This window comes from Paraburkholderia oxyphila NBRC 105797, from assembly GCF_000685075.1.
In the GTDB taxonomy this organism is placed as follows: domain Bacteria; phylum Pseudomonadota; class Gammaproteobacteria; order Burkholderiales; family Burkholderiaceae; genus Paraburkholderia; species Paraburkholderia oxyphila.
This window is the reverse complement of sequence record NZ_BAYD01000068.1, coordinates 36,032-52,092: the sequence shown is the minus strand read 5'-3', so window position 1 is coordinate 52,092 and position 16,061 is coordinate 36,032. Positions and strand designations below refer to the sequence as shown.

Below are 16,061 nucleotides of genomic sequence, written 5' to 3'. Positions count from 1 at the left end.
TTGAGCGGCTTTCTTTTGCCTACTTTTCTTTGCCGCGGCAAAGAAAAGTAGGTGCCGCCCCGCACAGGGGCGACGCTTGCGGCCCGCCGCGAATACAAGTTAAGGCCAACGCATATGGAGCCCCACCAAAACTCAGAACTCCAAACGACCTAATGAAAATCACGCATCAAACCGCGTATCAATACCGCATCACCCCCGCGCCTGCCGCCACTGCAAATACCGTGCAGTCAACCTCCGCGTCCGCATCTGATCAACCACAAGACTATAAACAGCCGAATAACTACGCCCCGGCAGCCTGCCTGCCGCAATCACCCGCAGCCTGCGTTTGACGAGCGCCATAGTCGCCAGCCCAGCCATGGCCTTATCGCGCCACCCCACGGCAATCACCGGGGCATCGACACTTTGCCCGTCACGCCAGCGCCGTGGCAAATCCGGCACCGCAGCAAGCGCACTAGCCATACCCACAACAGCCACACCTTGCTCCAGCACGGCCTGGGCCACCGATTTCCTCCGAATGCCCCCCGTCGTCATGATCGGCATGCGTGCAACCGCGGCAATCTCCAGCGCAAACGTCAAAAAATAAGCCTCGCGCGCAAGCGTCCGACCATCCGCCGTGCGCCCCTGCATGGCAGGACTCTCATAGCTCCCGCCAGACAGCTCCACGAGATCGACAGCCTCGTCATTGAGCCACAGCACGATCTGCCGCGCGTCCGCCTCGGAAAATCCACCGCGCTGAAAATCGGCGGAATTGATCTTGACCGCCACGCTAAACGAAGCACCAACACGCGCACGCACCGCACGCACAACCGAGAGCAGCAGCCTCGCCCGGTTTTCAAGCGAGCCGCCCCACACATCGTCACGCCGGTTGGTCAGCGGCGAGAGAAACTGCGAAAGCAAATAACCATGCGCAGCATGAATCTGCACCCCATCGAACCCGGCCTGCTGCGCGGCCCGCGCAGTATCCGCGAAACGCGCGATCACTTCGTGAATTTCCGCTTCCGTCATCGCGCGTGCTTCAGCAAACAGCTTGCTGTGCCGCCCCATATCGAGCGGAACGGCTGAGGGCGCCCATGCATCGCGCCCCATCGCCGCCATGACCTGACGGCCCGGATGATTGATCTGCATCCAGATCCGCGCGCCGTGCTTGCGCGCGCCGGCCGCCCAGCGCCTGAACGGCTCCAGCGGCGTGCCGCGCTCCAGCACGACGCCGCCAGGTCCGGTCAGCGCCCGTGCGTCGATCATCACGTTGCCCGTGATCAGCAAGCCAGTGCCGCCCGCGCCCCATGCCTCGTAGAGGCGCCACAGCGCCGTGCCCGGCAGTTGGCCGGCATCGGCCAGGTTTTCTTCCATCGCAGCCTTGGCGAGGCGATTGGGCAGGGTGCCGCCATTGGGCAGCGTGAGCGGAGTGAACAGTGTGGTTGCCATCGAAAGACCTTTTCGGCGCAGGAGACCGGCGTATACTAAGTTTCAAGTTCACTTGAAGGTCAAGCGCGATGAAGATTGGAGAATTGGCGGCTCGCACGGGGATCGCCGCCTCGGCAATCCGCTTTTACGAGCAAAGCGGCCTGCTGCCGCCGGCAAGCCGCAGCGCGAATGGGTACCGGATCTATGACGCAGCGGCCGAGGAGCGGTTGAGGCAGATTCAACTCGCGCAGCGGCTTGGCTTTTCGCTGGAGGACATGCGCGCGAGTGTCGAGCAAATTCAGGGCTTCTCGAAGGAAGGGCTGCTCGAGCGCATCGAGCAGCGCTTGCACGAGATCGACGCGCTGCGCGTCCGGCTCGACGAGCAGCGCACGGCGCTGCTGGGCGTGCGCGAGGCGCTCGAGGCCGAATGGGCGGCGGGGCGTTGCTTCAAGGTGGACCGGCTCGAAACGCCGGCGCCGGCTGCCGCAAAGGGGCGTCGCGAGAAGCGGGCGCCAGCGCAGCGCAATCCGGCCGCGCGGGCTCGGGGCGCGTGAGCGCGCGCCAGGGTTTCAGGCTGCAAGCTGATTCAAGCCTCGTCGCGATCCTCGCGCTCCACGAGGGCCGCCAGCCGCACGAGCGCCTGATCCCAGCGCGCGGAGATCTGGCTGAGGTAGCGTTGCGCCTCCTCCAGCCGCAGCGGCTCGAGCCGCCACAGGCTTTCGCGGCCGCTACGCTCGCTGCATACGAGACCGGCGTCCGAGAGCGCGTGCAGATGTTTCGTCACGGCCTGGCGCGAGATGTCCGCGCCCTCGGTGAGCCGCACGATCGACAGGGGCCCCGATTCGCACAGCCTCGAGACGATCCGCAGACGCGCCGGGTCTCCGAGCGCCGCGAATACAGGCGCCGCGCTGAGAAGCCTTTTGGCGGCAGTTGATGAGGAGTGCGTCACGATGAGAATCGCTCGAGGTACTTCGCAATCAGCTGCGCCTGATGCGTCCAGCCGCCGTCGTTGCTCGTGAATGCCTTGGCCCGGCGCTCGAGCGGGATGGCATCGAAGCCCGATTCCGTGATCGTCAGCAGCGTACCTTCGTTCGCGTCCTGCAGCCGGAATTCGACTAGCGTCATGGGCTCGGCCGAATAGTCCAAGTTGCGGTCGACCGCGTTCGGATGCCAGCGAAACGAGAACAGATTCATTGGCTCGATCCGCTCGATATGGAAATCGAACGGAATGCCAGCACAGGGCTCCTGCAGCTTCGCCACCTCGGGGTCGACCTGGGTCGGGGCGATACGCCCGGTGACGCGGGCGCCGGCTGCGAATTCGCCGTCGAAGGCGACGCCGAACCAGGTGCCGAATTGCCGGGCCTCGCTGATCGCGCGCCAGACGCGCTCGCGCGGCGCGCGCAGGACGATACGTTTTTCGATACGGTCAGAAACAGAACTCATAGCGCAACCTCCAGGTTGCATGAAGACTAGCACGGGGTTTCTGGATTTGCAACCTGCGGGTTGCGTGATTTGCGTGCCGCTTGATTGAGCCTCGCGTGCTGGCGAGCGCATACCATCGAGCCAACTCGGCGAACGCGGGCGCGGCGACCTCGGGGCACGCTGTAATGGCGCACCGTCGGGCAGACGGTCAGCGTTGCCGCCGTGCAGACCGCGACGATCCTGCGCAGATAACAAAGCCGTAATGCGCGGGTCAGCTTCAGGACAGCAGCGGAGAGCCAGAATGTACTTAACCTTCGCGGGCACCGGATCACCGGCCCGGTCGAAGGAGGGCCAGAACTGCCTCGCTTCTGGATGCAGCGGCCACTCATGCAAAGGTGGACATCATGAAAGCATTCATTTCCGCATGGCTCGTTTCCTGCGCGCTGGCTGCCCCGGTTTGCGCGTTTGCCCAGTCGAGCGCCGCGGCCGACACGGCCAGCACCAATGGGCCGGTCACGCGCGCCGAGGTCCGTGCCGATCTCGTGCGCCTCGAGCAGGCCGGCTATCGTCCGGCGGCAAGAGACATCAACTACCCGGCAGACATTCAGCACGCCGAGGCGATCGTCGCGCAGCAATATACGCAATCGGCTGCCGGCGCCGTAGGCGGCGTGTCGATGTCGGGCAGCTCGGATTCGGGCGCACAAGCCCCGGCCGCCCCCGCAGGACAGTCGATCTACTTCGGGCACTAAGCCATGCTGCACCGCGGCGTCGGGCAAGGCCACCAGCCGGTGGCCTGGGAAACCACTCGCCGCGGGTGGTGTGCAGCGCGCAGGCCTTGCCTACACTCCATCGTGTCCTGCCGCGGCGTCAAAGCCGCCCAGGCACCCCATAGCGCCAGCAGTCGAATCGTCGCCATCGGGCAGGCGAGCGCCGGCGGAGTGTCCATCCCCAAGGAGAGAACAGCGTGCCACAGCCCACCATCGAGCACCCACCGGCGCCGCGCTACCGTTGCGCCCGCGTCCCGGCGTGGCATACGGAAATAAGGACGCTCCCCGACGGCACCCTCGTCCTGACTTCGCCGCCCGCGCCGGCGGTGCCGCAGAACGGCTTCGCCGATTTCGCGGCGTACTGGGCGCAGCGGCGCGGGGCGGCGCCGGCCTTCAGCGAACGCGATGCCCAGGGCGCGTGGCGCACGATCAGCTGGGCGGAACTCTGGGATCAGGTGAGGGCGGTCGCGGCGGCGCTGCTCAATCTCGGCCTCGGTCCCCAGCGCCCGCTCATGCTGCTTTCGGGCAACTCCATCGAGCAGGCGCTGCTGCTCCTCGCGGCCGAGCATGCGGGCGTGCCCACCGTGCCCGTCTCGCCGGCGTATTCGCAGGTGAGCCGCGATTTCGCCAGGCTGAAAGACGTGTTCGGCCTCGTGCGCCCAGCCGCGCTATTCGTGCAGGACCGGGCCGCATTCGGGCCTGCGCTCGCGGCGCTCGGCGTGGCCGATCTGCCCGTCATCGCCGTGAGCGGCGCCACCGAAAGCCGCCATGCGTGGTCGACGCTCGCATCGACGGAGCTGACACCGGCGGGGCTCGCCGCGCTCGCCTGCGCGCGCGCCGCCATCGAGCCGGCCGACACGGTGCGCCTGCTCCTCACCTCGGGCTCCACGGGCGTGCCGAAAGCCGTTGCCATGAGCTACGGCAATCTGAAGGCGGCGACGGCCTATCTGGCCTACCTGCTCGGCACGCTCGCCGATCCGCAACCGGTGTTTCTCGACTGGATGCCGTGGCACCACACGATGGGCGGCCTGGTGTCCTTCGGGCGCTCGATGGTGACGGGCGCCAGCCACCATCTAGACGACGGGGCGCCGGTGCCCGGACGTTTCGAGCGCACGCTGCGCAATCTGCGCGAAGTCTCGCCGACGATCTTCACCAGCGCGCCGGTCGCGTTTGCGATGCTCGCCAACGCGCTCGAACGCGACGAGGCGCTCGCGCAGACACTCTTCGCGCGACTCATGTGCTTCGGCTACGGCGGGGCGAGCCTCGCGCGCGACGTCTGGGAGCGCATCCAGCGCGTGGCCGAGCGCACCGTGGGCGAGCGCATTGCGTTTCGCACGTCGCTCGGCGCCACCGAGACGAACGGCATGGGCACGTATCTGGCGTCGCCCTCGGACGACCTCGGCAATATTGGCGTGCCGGGCCCCGGCGTCGAAGCCAAGCTCATCCCGCTCGCGGGCGGCGACGGACGCTACGAGCTTCGCCTGCGCGGCGGCGCGATCTTCGGCGGCTACCTCGACGCGCCTGAACTGAGCGCCGCCGCCTTCGACGACGAGCGCTACTTCCGTCTGGGCGACACCGTGCGGCTCGCCGATCCGCGCGACCCCATGCGCGGCATGCTGTACGCAGGACGCATCGCGGAAGACTTCAAGCTTGCGAACGGCACGTGGGTGCGCACAGGCCAGCTGCGGCTCGCGCTGCTGGATCTGTGCGCTCCGCTCGTCACGGACGCCGTGATCTGCGGGCACGATCGCGACTATGTCGCCGCGCTCGCGTGGCCCAACCTCGCGGCCTTGCAGCGTCTCGCGCCCGAGCTCGACGGACTCGACGCCGCCGCGCTCGTGCAGCACCCGCGCGTGGTCGCGGCGCTGGCCGAACGTCTGCGTGCCCCCGCAAACGCCCAACAGGGCGCGAGTCTCGTCGTCAGGCGCGTGCTGCTGATGGCCGAGCCGCCGTCGATCGACGCCGGTGAAATCGCGGACAAGGGCTATGTCAATCAAGCCGCCTGCCGGGCGCGCCGGGCGGGTCTGATCGACGCGCTGTTCCGGGATGTCCCCGAGGCGCATGTCGCCTGCGTGCGCTGAGGCGGCGCGTCCGCGTGCAGCCGCGCGGGCAGGGCTCGCCCGCGCGGCCGGCGCCATACGCAGCGCGTTACAATCCGATCACACCGGCCACGGGATGACCACCGTCCGCGCTGGCGTCGCCGGCGCGCGCCCCCCACCTTTCCTGTTCGCCTCAACATGGATTCTTTCCAGACCCCGCCTGGTTTCGAGACATCCAGCGTCAATCAAAGGCTGCGCCCGCCCAGGCGCAGTACGCGTGTCGTCGGCAGGGAGCGCCTGCTCGCGCAGATGACCGAAGCGCGCCGTCACAACTGCGTGGTGCTCGAAGGCGCGGCGGGCTCCGGCAAGTCCACGCTGCTCGGCGCCTGGTATCAGGCGCTGCTTCCATTCGGCTTCGACGTGGCCTGGCTCACGCTTTCACCGGAAGACAACGATCTGGCGCGCTGGCTCGACGACCTGATCACGAGCCTCGGTCAGGTCGATCAGGAGATCGTCCGCGAGGCCGCGTTGCTCGCCGGGCGCGGCGAGGACGAGGAGGCGACCGAGCGCACCCTGATCGCGCTGGTGAGCGGCATCCGGCGCCGCACGCAACACCTCGTGCTGATCCTCGATGATCTGCACTGTGTTACCAAGCCGGGCATCCACGAGACGCTGCAGTGGCTGCTTGACTACGCGCCGGCCAATTTCCATATCGCCATGGCTTCGCGCGCGGCGATTCCGGTCTCGCTCGGCCGGCTGCGCGACCGCGGCCTGGCGCTCGAGCTGGGTATGCGTGAGCTGCGCTTCGGCGCAGCCGAATCCGAAGCATTCCTGAAGGCCCAGCTGGGCGAGGTCAGCCGGCGCGACGCGCGCCGCATGCACGAATTGACCGATGGCTGGGTCGCCGGGCTGCAACTGCTCGCGGTGCATCTCGAGCGCAGCCGCGGCGCAAAGTGCACGCCGGGCACGGCGGGCGCCCAGCGCACCGAATCGCCGCCGCCACTCACGCGCAGCCATCTGCTGGACGCGCGCGGCTACGCGGAGTATTTCGAGCGCGAAGTGCTGGCACAGCTCGCCGATGTCGAAGTCGATGTGCTCGTCGGGCTCGCGAGCTGCACGACCTTCTGCGCGTCGCTTTCGGTTGCGCTGTCGGCCAACGGCGCGCAGCCCGCGCAGCACGACCGGGTGCTCGCCCTGCTGGCGCGGCTCGAAGGCGACCATCTGTTCGTCGAGTCGATTGGCGAGGCGGGCGGCGCGACGTGGTACCGCTTCAATCCGCTCTTCAGGGAAACGCTGCTGCAGCGCTTTCGCCAGTGGGACGATGTGCGCCAACGCGAGGTCCATCGCGCCGCATGGGTCTGGTTCCGCGAGCACGGCCGGCCCGACGACGCGGTTCGCCACGCGGTGCTCGCGGGCGAGATGACGGCGGCAGCCGATCTCGTGCTGCAGGTCGCGCCCCAGTTGCGCCTGAAGGGCGAGTTGCGCAAGCTGCTCGGGCTCATGCGCCTGTTGCCCGCGGAGGAAGTCCAGGCGCGTGTGGGCCTGCGGTTGTGGGAGACGCAGCTGCAGATCTTCACGCGCGATTTCGAGGCCTGCGCGGCCGGCATCCCGCACCTGCTCTCGGCCATCCCCGCCGAGGACCGGGCCGCACGGTTCCGGCTCGCGATCACGCGCAGCACGCTGGCCGTGCAGCATGACGACACCGAAGCGATGTCGGCGATCGTGCCGGAGCTGCTCACGGTGTCCGATGCGGCCGACAGCATAGGCATTGGCGGGCGCAACAACCTGCTTGCCTGGCATGCGATGCACGAGGGCGAGTTCGAGCGCGCGCGCGAGATTTTGGCATCGGCGCCCACGCTTTTCGTCGATGGCGTGCCACTCGTCGGGACGCCCGCCGGTGCGCTGTTCAGCCGGTGCATGATGGGCATGAGCTATGCGATCGAGGGCCGCTTCCTGCAGGTCGAGCGCATTTGCCGCGACGTGCTCGCGGAAGCCGACCGCCGCGGCAATGAAGCCGTCGAGGCCGCCTGCATCGCGAGCGCGCTGATGGGCGAGGTGCTGTACGAATTCAATGAGCTGGACGCGGCGAAGCAGTTGCTCGAGGAACGAATCGATGTGCTCGAACGCACCTCGATCCCCGATTCCGTGCTGCGCGTGCTCAAGGTGCTTTCGGCGGTGCAATGGATGGCCGGACACCAGCTCGATGCGTTTGCCTGGCTCGAGCGGCTCGAGGAGTATGGCGCGAAATACCGCCTCGACCGGCTGCTCGCGCACAGTCTGGCCGACCAGGTCCAGCGCCATCTGCAGTGCGGGCAGCATCGGCAAGCCGAGGCCGCTCTCGCTCGTCTGGAGACGCTCGGCGCGGGCATCGATCCGTTATCTCGCGGCACGCGCGCGCAAATCGCCGTTCAGGCGTCGCGTGGCCGCATCCTGTGGTCGATCGCCGAGGGCAATGACGAGCGCGCATCGGTGGAGATCGACAAGCTGATCGATGTTTGCGACGCGCACGGCTGGCAGCGCGATGCCGCGCATTTCCAGTTGCTCGGCGCCGTGGTCGAGCAACGGCGCGGGCAAGCGGAGAAGGCGCGGCAAGTGGCGGTGAGCGCGCTGCGCCGGGGGCATCGGCTTGGACTCACGCGCAGCATGCTCGACGTCGGGCCCGAGGTGCTCGACCTGATCGTCAGCGCCGCGCCGGCCGATCCGTCCGATGCCGTGCTGCCGTTCTACGCGAGCCGCCTGCAGTCCGCCCATCTCGCGGCGCAAGCGCCAGGCGGAGAAGGCGCGCAACGGCCCGGCGAGCCGCGCCAGCAGGCAAGCGCGCTCGATCTTCTCAGCGAGCGGGAGACCGAGATCGTCCGGCTCCTCATGCATGCGATCCCGAACAAGCGCATTGCACGGGCGTTGTCGATCTCGCCCGAAACCGTCAAGTGGCACTTGAAGAACATCTACAGCAAGCTCGGTGTGTCGAGCCGCGACGAGGCTGTCGCGCTGATCCGCAACCTCCATCCGGGGTCCGTCGAGACCTCGTGGTTCGCCGACGATCCCCTCTGATACCGGTGGGCCGCCCCCCGACGGGGGTGGCGCGTTCAGCCGGCGCGCTCGCTATGCTTCCTGGAGGTGCAGCCCCACTGGGCCAGCACAACCGAGGAGACAGACTCACATGAAGATGAACTTCGCCCGTGTCACTCAACAGCTCGCGCTGGCGTTCCGCGACCGCGAGGCGCTCGTGAACGTCGAACGGGGCCGGCGCTTCACCCATGCCGAGCTTGACGCGTTCACCAACCGCGTGGCCAACATGATGATGCAGCGGCTGGACTTGCGCCGCGGCGACGCCTACATGTGCATCCTCGACAACGACAACCTGTCGCTGCTGCACGTGTGGACGGTTTTCAAGGGCGAGGCCCGCATGGCCATGACCAACTACCGCGACTCGCCCGACGAGCACCGCTGGCAGTTCGAGTTCATTTCGCCGAAGGTCGTCTTCATCGAGAACGCGCTGATCGACACCCACGCGCCCTTCCTGCTGGAAAAAGGCATCCGGGTGGTCTGCATGGACCCGCCACCGCCGGGCCGCGCCGATCTGCTGTACTTCTGGGACCTGCTCGAGGGCGTCCCCGCGACCAACCCCGGCGTCGAGCATGAGGTCCACGAGGACATCATGGTCTTCCGCTTCACGGGAGGCACCACCGGCAAGAGCAAGTGCGCTCAATACACCCTCGACAACTGGCTGGCCTGTCGAGACTCCGCCTACGCGTTTGAAGAGCAGGGCATCTGCACCGATTCCCGCTTCCTGCACATGGCGCCCATCAGCCACGCCTCGGGGCTGTCGATCCTGCCCGTGCTGTTCCGCGGCGCCTGCAACGTGACGCAGAACGCGCCCGACCTCAAGGCCTGGTGCCGCAACGTCGAGCAGGAAAAGATCACCGTGAGCATCCTGGTGCCCACGCTGCTGTACCGGCTGCTCGAGCTGCCGGAGGCCGCGCAGTACGATCTCTCGACGCTGCAAACCATCAACTACGGCGCCTCGCCGATGAGTCCGGCCAAGCTGCGCTTGCTGCTCGCGCGCTTTGGCAACGTATTCGCGCAGGGCTACGCGGCCACCGAATGCCTGCAACGCGTGGCGACGCTCACGAAGGCCGATCATGTCGGCATCAGTGATGCGCGGCTGGCCTCCGCCGGGCGCGTCACGCCAGGCGTCGAGCTGATGATCGTGGATGAGGAGGGCAGGGAATCGCCGCGTGGCACCACCGGCGAGATCTGGCTGCGCTGCCGCGCCACCATTTCGGGCTACTACGGAAATCCGGAGGGCACGGCGGCCGAGTTCCAGGACGGTTTCTGGAAATCCGGCGACATGGGCTACCTGGACGAGGACGGATTCTTGTTCATCGTCGACCGCAAGAAGGACGTCATTATCACCGGCGGCTTCAACGTCTACGCCGTCGAAGTCGAAGCCGCGCTCAACGCCCATCCGGCGGTTGCCAACTCAGCGGTGGTGGGCGTCCCTCACGAGGAGTGGGGCGAGGCGGTGCACGCGGAGGTGGAGCTGCGTGTCGGCCAGCAGGTCGAAGAGCAGGCGCTGATCGATCACGTCAAGAGCCGCATAGGCCGCTTCAAGGCGCCCAAGTCGATCAGCTTCGTCGAACGACTGCCGGTGACGGTGGTCGGCAAGGTCGTGCGCCGCATCGTGCGCGAGAAGTACTGGAAAGACCAGGCCCGCAACGTGTCCTGAGCATGGATTCACGCGCTCCGGATCACGCGCGAATTCAGATGCCCGGGGAGGGCGGTGAGCGTGTCGGACTCCAGGGCCTGATTCAACACATTCGGATATCTAATTATTGCATGCAGGCCGACATGCTCGAGGCGTGCCGCGTTCGAATCGCGCCACCCGGCGAAGGTGGTCACATTCGCGTGCCGCTCTGGCTTACTGTGCCATCGATACCGGCCAGAAACTGAAAAAACGGAGGCAAAAGTGGGTGTATTAAGTGGAATTCGTGTCCTCGAATTCGAGGCAATCGGCCCCGGCCCGTTCGCCGTGATGATGCTCGCGGATATGGGCGCAGACGTCGTGCGCATCGACCGGCCGGTCGAGCCGGAGGACCTCGGCCCGAAACGCCAGGGCACGCGCGGCAATGTCGTCGGCCGTGGCCGCCGGTCCGTGACGCTCGACCTCAAGCAGCCCCAGGCCTGCGAGGCCGCGCTCGAGCTGATGTCGCGTGCCGACGTGGTGATCGAAGGCTTCCGGCCGGGGACGATGGAGCGTCTCGGCCTCGGGCCGCAGCAGGCGCTGACCCGCAATCCGGGGCTCGTCTATGGCCGCATGACCGGGTGGGGGCAGACCGGCCCGCTCGCGGCGCGCGCCGGCCATGACCTGAACTACCTCGCGCTCTCCGGCGTGCTCTCCGGCATCGGCCGTGCCGATGGCGCGCCGGTGCCGCCGCTGAATCTCGTCGGCGACTATGGCGGCGGTGGCATGCTGCTGGCGCTGGGCGTGGTCGCCGCCTTGCTGAACGTGCAGCGCGGCGGCGAAGGCCAGGTCGTGGATGCCGCGATGATCGAGGGCGCGGCGCAGCTGGGCTCGGTGATCTGGGGCCTGCTCGCCTCGGGAGACTGGCGCGAAGCGCGCGCGAGCAACCTCCTCGACGGCGGCACCCCCTGGTACGACAGCTACCGCACGCGCGACGGCGGCTACATGTCGGTGGGCGCTGTCGAAGCGCGCTTCTATGCCCAGTTGCTCGACAAGCTGGGCCTCGCCGGCGAGGACTTGCCGGGGCAGCACGATCGCCAGGGGTGGCCGGTTTTGCGCCAGCGTTTCGAAGCGGTGTTCCTGACCCGCACGCGCGACGAATGGTGCGCCGTATTCGAAGGCAGCGACGCCTGTGTCGCGCCGGTCCTGAGTTTCTCGCAGGCGCCGCATCATCCGCAGCACCTTGCACGCGGCAGTTTCGTGGAGTCGGGCGGCGTGATCCAGCCGGCGCCCGCTCCGCGCTTTTCGGCCACGCCGTCGAAACTCTCGGCACCCGCGCCCGCACGCGGCGAAGGCGGCCACGAAGCGCTGCGCGCCTGGGGTTTCGACGAAGCCGCCGTGACGCGCCTGCGCGAGAAAGGGTTGGGTTGCGCGGCTTGACGCGCGCGTGAGTCATGTTCAAACCGTTCCAGCGCGCCCAGGCGCGCTGGCTGCGTTTACGGGCATAAACCGCACCCGCAGCGCCGCTGATCGTAGCGTTTATCTTGCCGCGAGCGCGTACCACATCGCGCCGTCGTCGCGCAGCTCGCGGGTGAGCTCGCCCCGATGCAGCAGGTAGTTCAGGCAGGCCAGGCTCTCACCCGTGGCGAGCCCCATCTGGCTCATATCCGTGTCGGCGATCGGCCGGGCGAACAGAAGGGTGAAAACATCGACAGCGCGCCTCGCCTCTTTCAAGCCACTGCGCAGCCGCTCCAGGCTGCGCTGCTGGCCACGCTCCAGCCGGTCCAGACGCGCGTGCAGGCCGCGGAAGCAATCGTTGTGTGAAGGCAGCACCAGGACGTCGTCAGGCACCTGCGCCCTGAGCTTGTTGATTGACGCGAGCCAGTCCGCCATCGGGTCGGCGTCGGGCTCGATGGGATAGACCGATACGTTCGACGAAATGCGCGGCAGGACCTGATCTCCGGATATGAAGAGCTTGAGATCGGGACAGTAAAAACACGCATGCTCGGGCGAATGCCCATTGCCCGTGATGACGTTCCAGTCATGCGCGCCTATCCTGATGGACTCGCCATCCTGAATGCGCCGGTAGCTTGGCGGGAGCGCGTGCACGTGCTGTCCGAAGCGGCCGAAGCGCGCGCGGTAGAGGTCGATGGAAGCCGTGCTCCAGCCCGCCTGACGATAGAAGCGAATCGCGTCGTCGGGCGCCTCGAGGCCCGTGTCGGCCAGCGTCACGCGGCAATTGAAATACTCGCCGCGCGTCATCCACAAGCGGCAATCGTTCGTGCGCGACAGCCAGCCCGCCATGCCCACATGGTCGGGGTGCATGTGCGTGACGAACACGCGCGTCACGCGGCTACGTTCGCGCTCGCGTTGAAGCCAGTCGCGCCACACGGCGGCGGCGGCATCGGTGCGCGCGCCCGTGTCGACGACGGCCCAGCCGTCCTGCTCGGCGATCGCCCATACGTTGATGTGGTCCAGATCGTAAGGCAGCGGCATGCGGATCCAATGCACGCCCGGCGCGACTTCGAGCGCGCCGCGCGGCATGGGCGGTGTCTCGAACGGGTAGGTGAGTGCGGCGGCTGAGGAGGTGTCGTCGTTCATCGCATCGATTCCTGATGATCTGGCATTCGCGGGTCAAGCCCGAAAATAGCACGAAAAGAAAACAGGCAAGCAGACAGCAAAACGGCCCGTGCAACAACGCGCTTTCGGGCGTCCCTGCGCGGGCCTGGGTGTGGCCGCTCCCGTCACGCGCCCGTGGACGCGTGCTCAGGCGTTACTGCACGTTGCCGGCAACGGCAATTGTCTGGCCAGTGATGTAGTTCGACTCGGGCGTGCAGAACAGATACACGCCGCCTGCCGCTTCTTCGGGCGTGCCACCCCGGCCGATCGGATTGCGTTGCGCATGAGTCTTGAGCATCTCCGGATTCAGACCCACGCGGATCTCGCGTCCGTCGATGTTGACCGTGGTGCCCGCGTTCGCGTCGGTCGACGTCATGCGCGTGAGGATCAGCCCGAATGCCACGGCGTTGACGTTCACGTTCAGCCGGCCCCATTCGCGCGCGAGCGCGCGCGTCATGCCGATCAAGCCCGCCTTCGCGCCCGAGTAGTTGAGCTGGCCGGCGTTGCCGTTCAGCGCGGAGACCGACGAGATGTTGACGACCTTGCGATAGACCTCGCGGCCGGCTTCCTTGTCCGCGGCGTGAAGCGCCTTGATATGCGGATAGGCCGCGCGCAGGATGCGGAAGGGCGCGGTCATGTGGCAGTCGAGGATCGCGTACCACTGCTCGTCGCTCATTTTCTGGACGACGTCGTCCCACGTGTAGCCCGCGTTGTTGACGATGATGTCGATGCCCTTGTAGGTGTTCATCGCCGTGCCGATCAGGCGATCAGCAAAGTCGGGCGCGGTCACGTTGCCCACGCAGGCAACGGCCTCCGCGCCCATCTTGCGCAGTTCTTCCACGGTCTCGTGCGCCGGCTCGGCGTCGAGATCGTTGATCACGAGGCGCGCGCCTTCGCTGGCGAGCTTGGTGGCGATCGCATGCCCGATGCCGCGGCCCGAACCGGTGACGAGCGCCACCTTGCCGTCGAGTTTGCCCATGTTTGTTCTCCTGATGATCCAGCCGTAATACGTTTATTGAAGGGCGACCACCGCGTCGCCAACGACGCGCGGTTCGCCATATTGATTCGTGGTCTGAAGCTCGAGCTTCACCCGCTTCTCGCCATCGGCTTCGAACTTCTCGACCACACGCCCGGTGCAGGTGATGCGATGCCCGAGCTGCGTGATGCCCACGAAGCGCACAGCGAACTGGCGAAGCTGACGCTGGTCGACCCAGAGCGTGAGCAGGCGGCCCAGCCACGCCATCGAAAGCATGCCGTGCGCAAACACGTCCGGCATGCCGGCCTTGCGTGCGAAGTCGATGTCGATATGAATGGCGTTGTGGTCGTTCGACGCGCCGGCAAAGAGCGCCAGCGTGGTTCGATTGACCGGCTCGAGCGTGAGCGGCGGCAGCGTGTCGCCGACCTGGACCTCGTCGAATTTCAGTTGGCTCATGTCGTCTCTCCCGATCATCCAGCGCGATGCACGGTCACGCTGCGCAGATCCGCAACGTGCTCGCCGTGCTGGTTGGTCACGCACGTATCGCGCACGATGAACTCGAGTGCACCGCCTTTCTTCTCGTAGATGTCGGCGATCTGCGTCCTGAAGTGCAGCGTGTCGCCGGCATAGGCCATGCGGTGGTACGTGAACGACTGCTCGCCGTGCAGGATCCGGTCGAGCCGGATGCCGGCCTCGTCGCGCCAGCCGTTGGCCGGCGCGAGCATTTCCAGCGAGAAGAGGAAGGTGGGCGGCACCGGCAAGCCGGGATGGCCCGCGTCGCGCGCGGCGGCTTCGTCGAGATACTCGGCACGGGTCTCGCCCGTCGCCTTCGCGAAGAAGCGCAGCTGGCTCGCGGGAGCCGTGGCGCTGAAGTCGGCGGTGACCCGGCCGATAAACTTCTTGTCGATCATTTCGCGTTGCTCCTGAGGACCCGGCTCGTCACGCCACTTTCTTGTAGGCCGTCACGACGCATGCGCCGCCAAGGCCGACGTTATGCGAGAGGGCGTACTGTGCGCCTTCGACCTGGCGCTCGCCGGCGGTGCCGCGCAGCTGGTGCGTGAGTTCGTAGCACTGGGCAAGACCCGTTGCGCCGAGCGGATGGCCCTTCGAAAGCAGGCCGCCCGAGGGGTTGACGACCCATTCGCCGCCATAGGTGTTGTCGCCGTCGTTGACGAGCTTTTCGGCTTCGCCCGGCGCGCACAGTCCGAGCGCCTCATAGGTGATGAGCTCGTTCTGCGCGAAACAGTCGTGCAGCTCGATCACGTCGATGTCTTTCGGACCGATGCCGGCCTGCTCATACACGCTCTGCGCGGCGGCCTGGGCCATGTCGAAGCCGACCACGCGGATCATGTCGCGCGCGTCGTACGTGCTCGGCGTATCGGTGGTGAGCGCCTGGCCGGCGATCAGCACGTCGGCGCGCAGGCCCTTTTTCTTCGCAAACGCCTCGGACACGACGATCGCCGCCGCGCCGCCGCAGGTCGGGGGGCAGGCCATCAGGCGCGTGAGCACGCCTTCCCACAGCATCGGGGCCGCCATCACGTCTTCCGTCGAGACGACGTTGCGGAACACCGCGAGCGGGTTGCGCGCCGCGTGGCGGCTCGCTTTGGCGCGGATCTTCGCGAACGTTTCGAGCTTCGTGCCGTACTTCTGCATGTGAGCCTGGCCCGCGCCGGCGAACTGGCGAATGGCGTTGCCGAGGCCGCCCGGATCGACCACGAGCTCATCGACGAGGTTCAGCGCGCGCTCGAGCGCCGGGGCACGGTCGGTCCAGTTGGATTTGAGGGCGCCGGGCTGCATGAACTCGAAGCCGACGGCCAATGCGCAGTCGACCGCGCCGCTGGCGACGGCCTGGCGCGCGAGAAAGAGCGCGGAGGAACCGGTTGCGCAGTTGTTGTTGACGTTGATGACAGGGATGCCGGTCATGCCGACGTGGTAGAGCGCCTTTTGCCCGCAGGTGGAATCGCCATAGACATAGCCGGCGTAGGCCTGCTGCACGTCGTTGTAGTCGAGGCCGGCATCGGCCAGGGCCTCGCGCACGGCGGTCGCGCCCATCACGTCATAGGTTTCGCTGGTGCCGGGCTTCTTGAAAGGGATCATGCCCACACCGGCAACGAACACGTTACGGCTCATAGTTTGTCTCCTTCGATACG

General features: G+C 67.0%; 14 protein-coding genes. 6 read left to right on the top strand and 8 right to left on the bottom strand.

Going from position 1 to position 16,061, the window contains the following annotated elements; genetic code table 11:
• Positions 1 to 189: 189 nt before the first annotated feature.
• A complete protein-coding gene (locus BO1_RS32645) occupies positions 190 to 1,425 on the bottom strand; it encodes an NADH:flavin oxidoreductase/NADH oxidase family protein (protein ID WP_043287524.1) in 1,236 nt (411 codons plus the stop codon).
• A gap of 68 nt (positions 1,426 to 1,493) precedes the next feature.
• Between BO1_RS32645 and BO1_RS32640 the strand changes: the two genes are divergently transcribed.
• Positions 1,494 to 1,958: a MerR family transcriptional regulator gene (locus BO1_RS32640; RefSeq protein WP_028221151.1), complete on the top strand. Its 465-nt coding sequence runs from the start codon at positions 1,494 to 1,496 to the stop codon at positions 1,956 to 1,958.
• A 32-nt stretch (positions 1,959 to 1,990) separates the two neighbouring features.
• On the opposite strand, the gene BO1_RS32635 is transcribed toward BO1_RS32640, so the two are convergent.
• Both BO1_RS32635 and BO1_RS32630 read right to left on the bottom strand, forming a co-directional pair.
• Positions 1,991 to 2,353 (bottom strand): ArsR/SmtB family transcription factor, encoded by a 363-nt coding sequence (locus BO1_RS32635; RefSeq protein ID WP_028221150.1) that lies wholly within the window; start codon positions 2,351 to 2,353, stop codon positions 1,991 to 1,993.
• Positions 2,350 to 2,847 carry an SRPBCC family protein gene (locus tag BO1_RS32630; RefSeq protein ID WP_028221149.1) on the bottom strand — a complete coding sequence of 166 codons (498 nt, stop codon included), beginning with the start codon at positions 2,845 to 2,847 and terminating at the stop codon, positions 2,350 to 2,352. The genes BO1_RS32635 and BO1_RS32630 overlap by 4 nt, the downstream gene beginning before the upstream one ends.
• A 383-nt stretch (positions 2,848 to 3,230) precedes the next feature.
• Here BO1_RS32630 and BO1_RS32625 point away from each other — a divergent pair, with 383 nt between their 5' ends.
• From BO1_RS32625 to BO1_RS32605, 5 genes are all read left to right on the top strand, one after another.
• Positions 3,231 to 3,575, top strand: coding sequence for a DUF4148 domain-containing protein (locus BO1_RS32625; RefSeq protein ID WP_028221148.1), 345 nt, complete (start codon positions 3,231 to 3,233; stop codon positions 3,573 to 3,575).
• A 215-nt stretch (positions 3,576 to 3,790) separates the two neighbouring features.
• Complete coding sequence (locus BO1_RS32620) at positions 3,791 to 5,674, top strand: AMP-binding protein (RefSeq protein ID WP_028221147.1); 1,884 nt, start codon at positions 3,791 to 3,793, stop codon at positions 5,672 to 5,674.
• 156 nt (positions 5,675 to 5,830) lie between these two features.
• A complete protein-coding gene (locus BO1_RS53705) occupies positions 5,831 to 8,683 on the top strand; it encodes a LuxR C-terminal-related transcriptional regulator (RefSeq protein WP_043287521.1) in 2,853 nt (950 codons plus the stop codon).
• 109 nt (positions 8,684 to 8,792) lie between these two features.
• Complete coding sequence (locus BO1_RS32610) at positions 8,793 to 10,361, top strand: class I adenylate-forming enzyme family protein (RefSeq protein WP_028221146.1); 1,569 nt, start codon at positions 8,793 to 8,795, stop codon at positions 10,359 to 10,361.
• A gap of 240 nt (positions 10,362 to 10,601) precedes the next feature.
• Entirely contained in the window at positions 10,602 to 11,756 is a 1,155-nt protein-coding gene (locus tag BO1_RS32605; RefSeq protein WP_028221145.1) for a CaiB/BaiF CoA transferase family protein, read from the top strand.
• Positions 11,757 to 11,855: 99 nt separating this feature from the next.
• Here the strand turns inward: BO1_RS32605 and BO1_RS32600 are convergent, their stop codons facing one another.
• The 5 genes from BO1_RS32600 to BO1_RS32580 form a co-directional block, all read right to left on the bottom strand.
• Positions 11,856 to 12,917, bottom strand: coding sequence for an MBL fold metallo-hydrolase (locus tag BO1_RS32600; protein WP_028221144.1), 1,062 nt, complete (start codon positions 12,915 to 12,917; stop codon positions 11,856 to 11,858).
• A 172-nt stretch (positions 12,918 to 13,089) separates the two neighbouring features.
• The gene (locus tag BO1_RS32595; protein ID WP_028221143.1) at positions 13,090 to 13,914 is read right to left on the bottom strand and encodes an SDR family NAD(P)-dependent oxidoreductase; all 825 of its coding nucleotides are present in this window, start codon (positions 13,912 to 13,914) and stop codon (positions 13,090 to 13,092) included.
• Between the two features lie 33 nt (positions 13,915 to 13,947).
• Positions 13,948 to 14,367 (bottom strand): MaoC family dehydratase, encoded by a 420-nt coding sequence (locus BO1_RS32590; RefSeq protein ID WP_028221142.1) that lies wholly within the window; start codon positions 14,365 to 14,367, stop codon positions 13,948 to 13,950.
• Positions 14,368 to 14,381: 14 nt separating this feature from the next.
• Positions 14,382 to 14,822 (bottom strand): MaoC family dehydratase N-terminal domain-containing protein, encoded by a 441-nt coding sequence (locus tag BO1_RS32585; protein WP_028221141.1) that lies wholly within the window; start codon positions 14,820 to 14,822, stop codon positions 14,382 to 14,384.
• 28 nt (positions 14,823 to 14,850) lie between these two features.
• A complete protein-coding gene (locus tag BO1_RS32580; RefSeq protein WP_028221140.1) occupies positions 14,851 to 16,041 on the bottom strand; it encodes a lipid-transfer protein in 1,191 nt (396 codons plus the stop codon).
• Positions 16,042 to 16,061 lie beyond the last annotated feature (20 nt).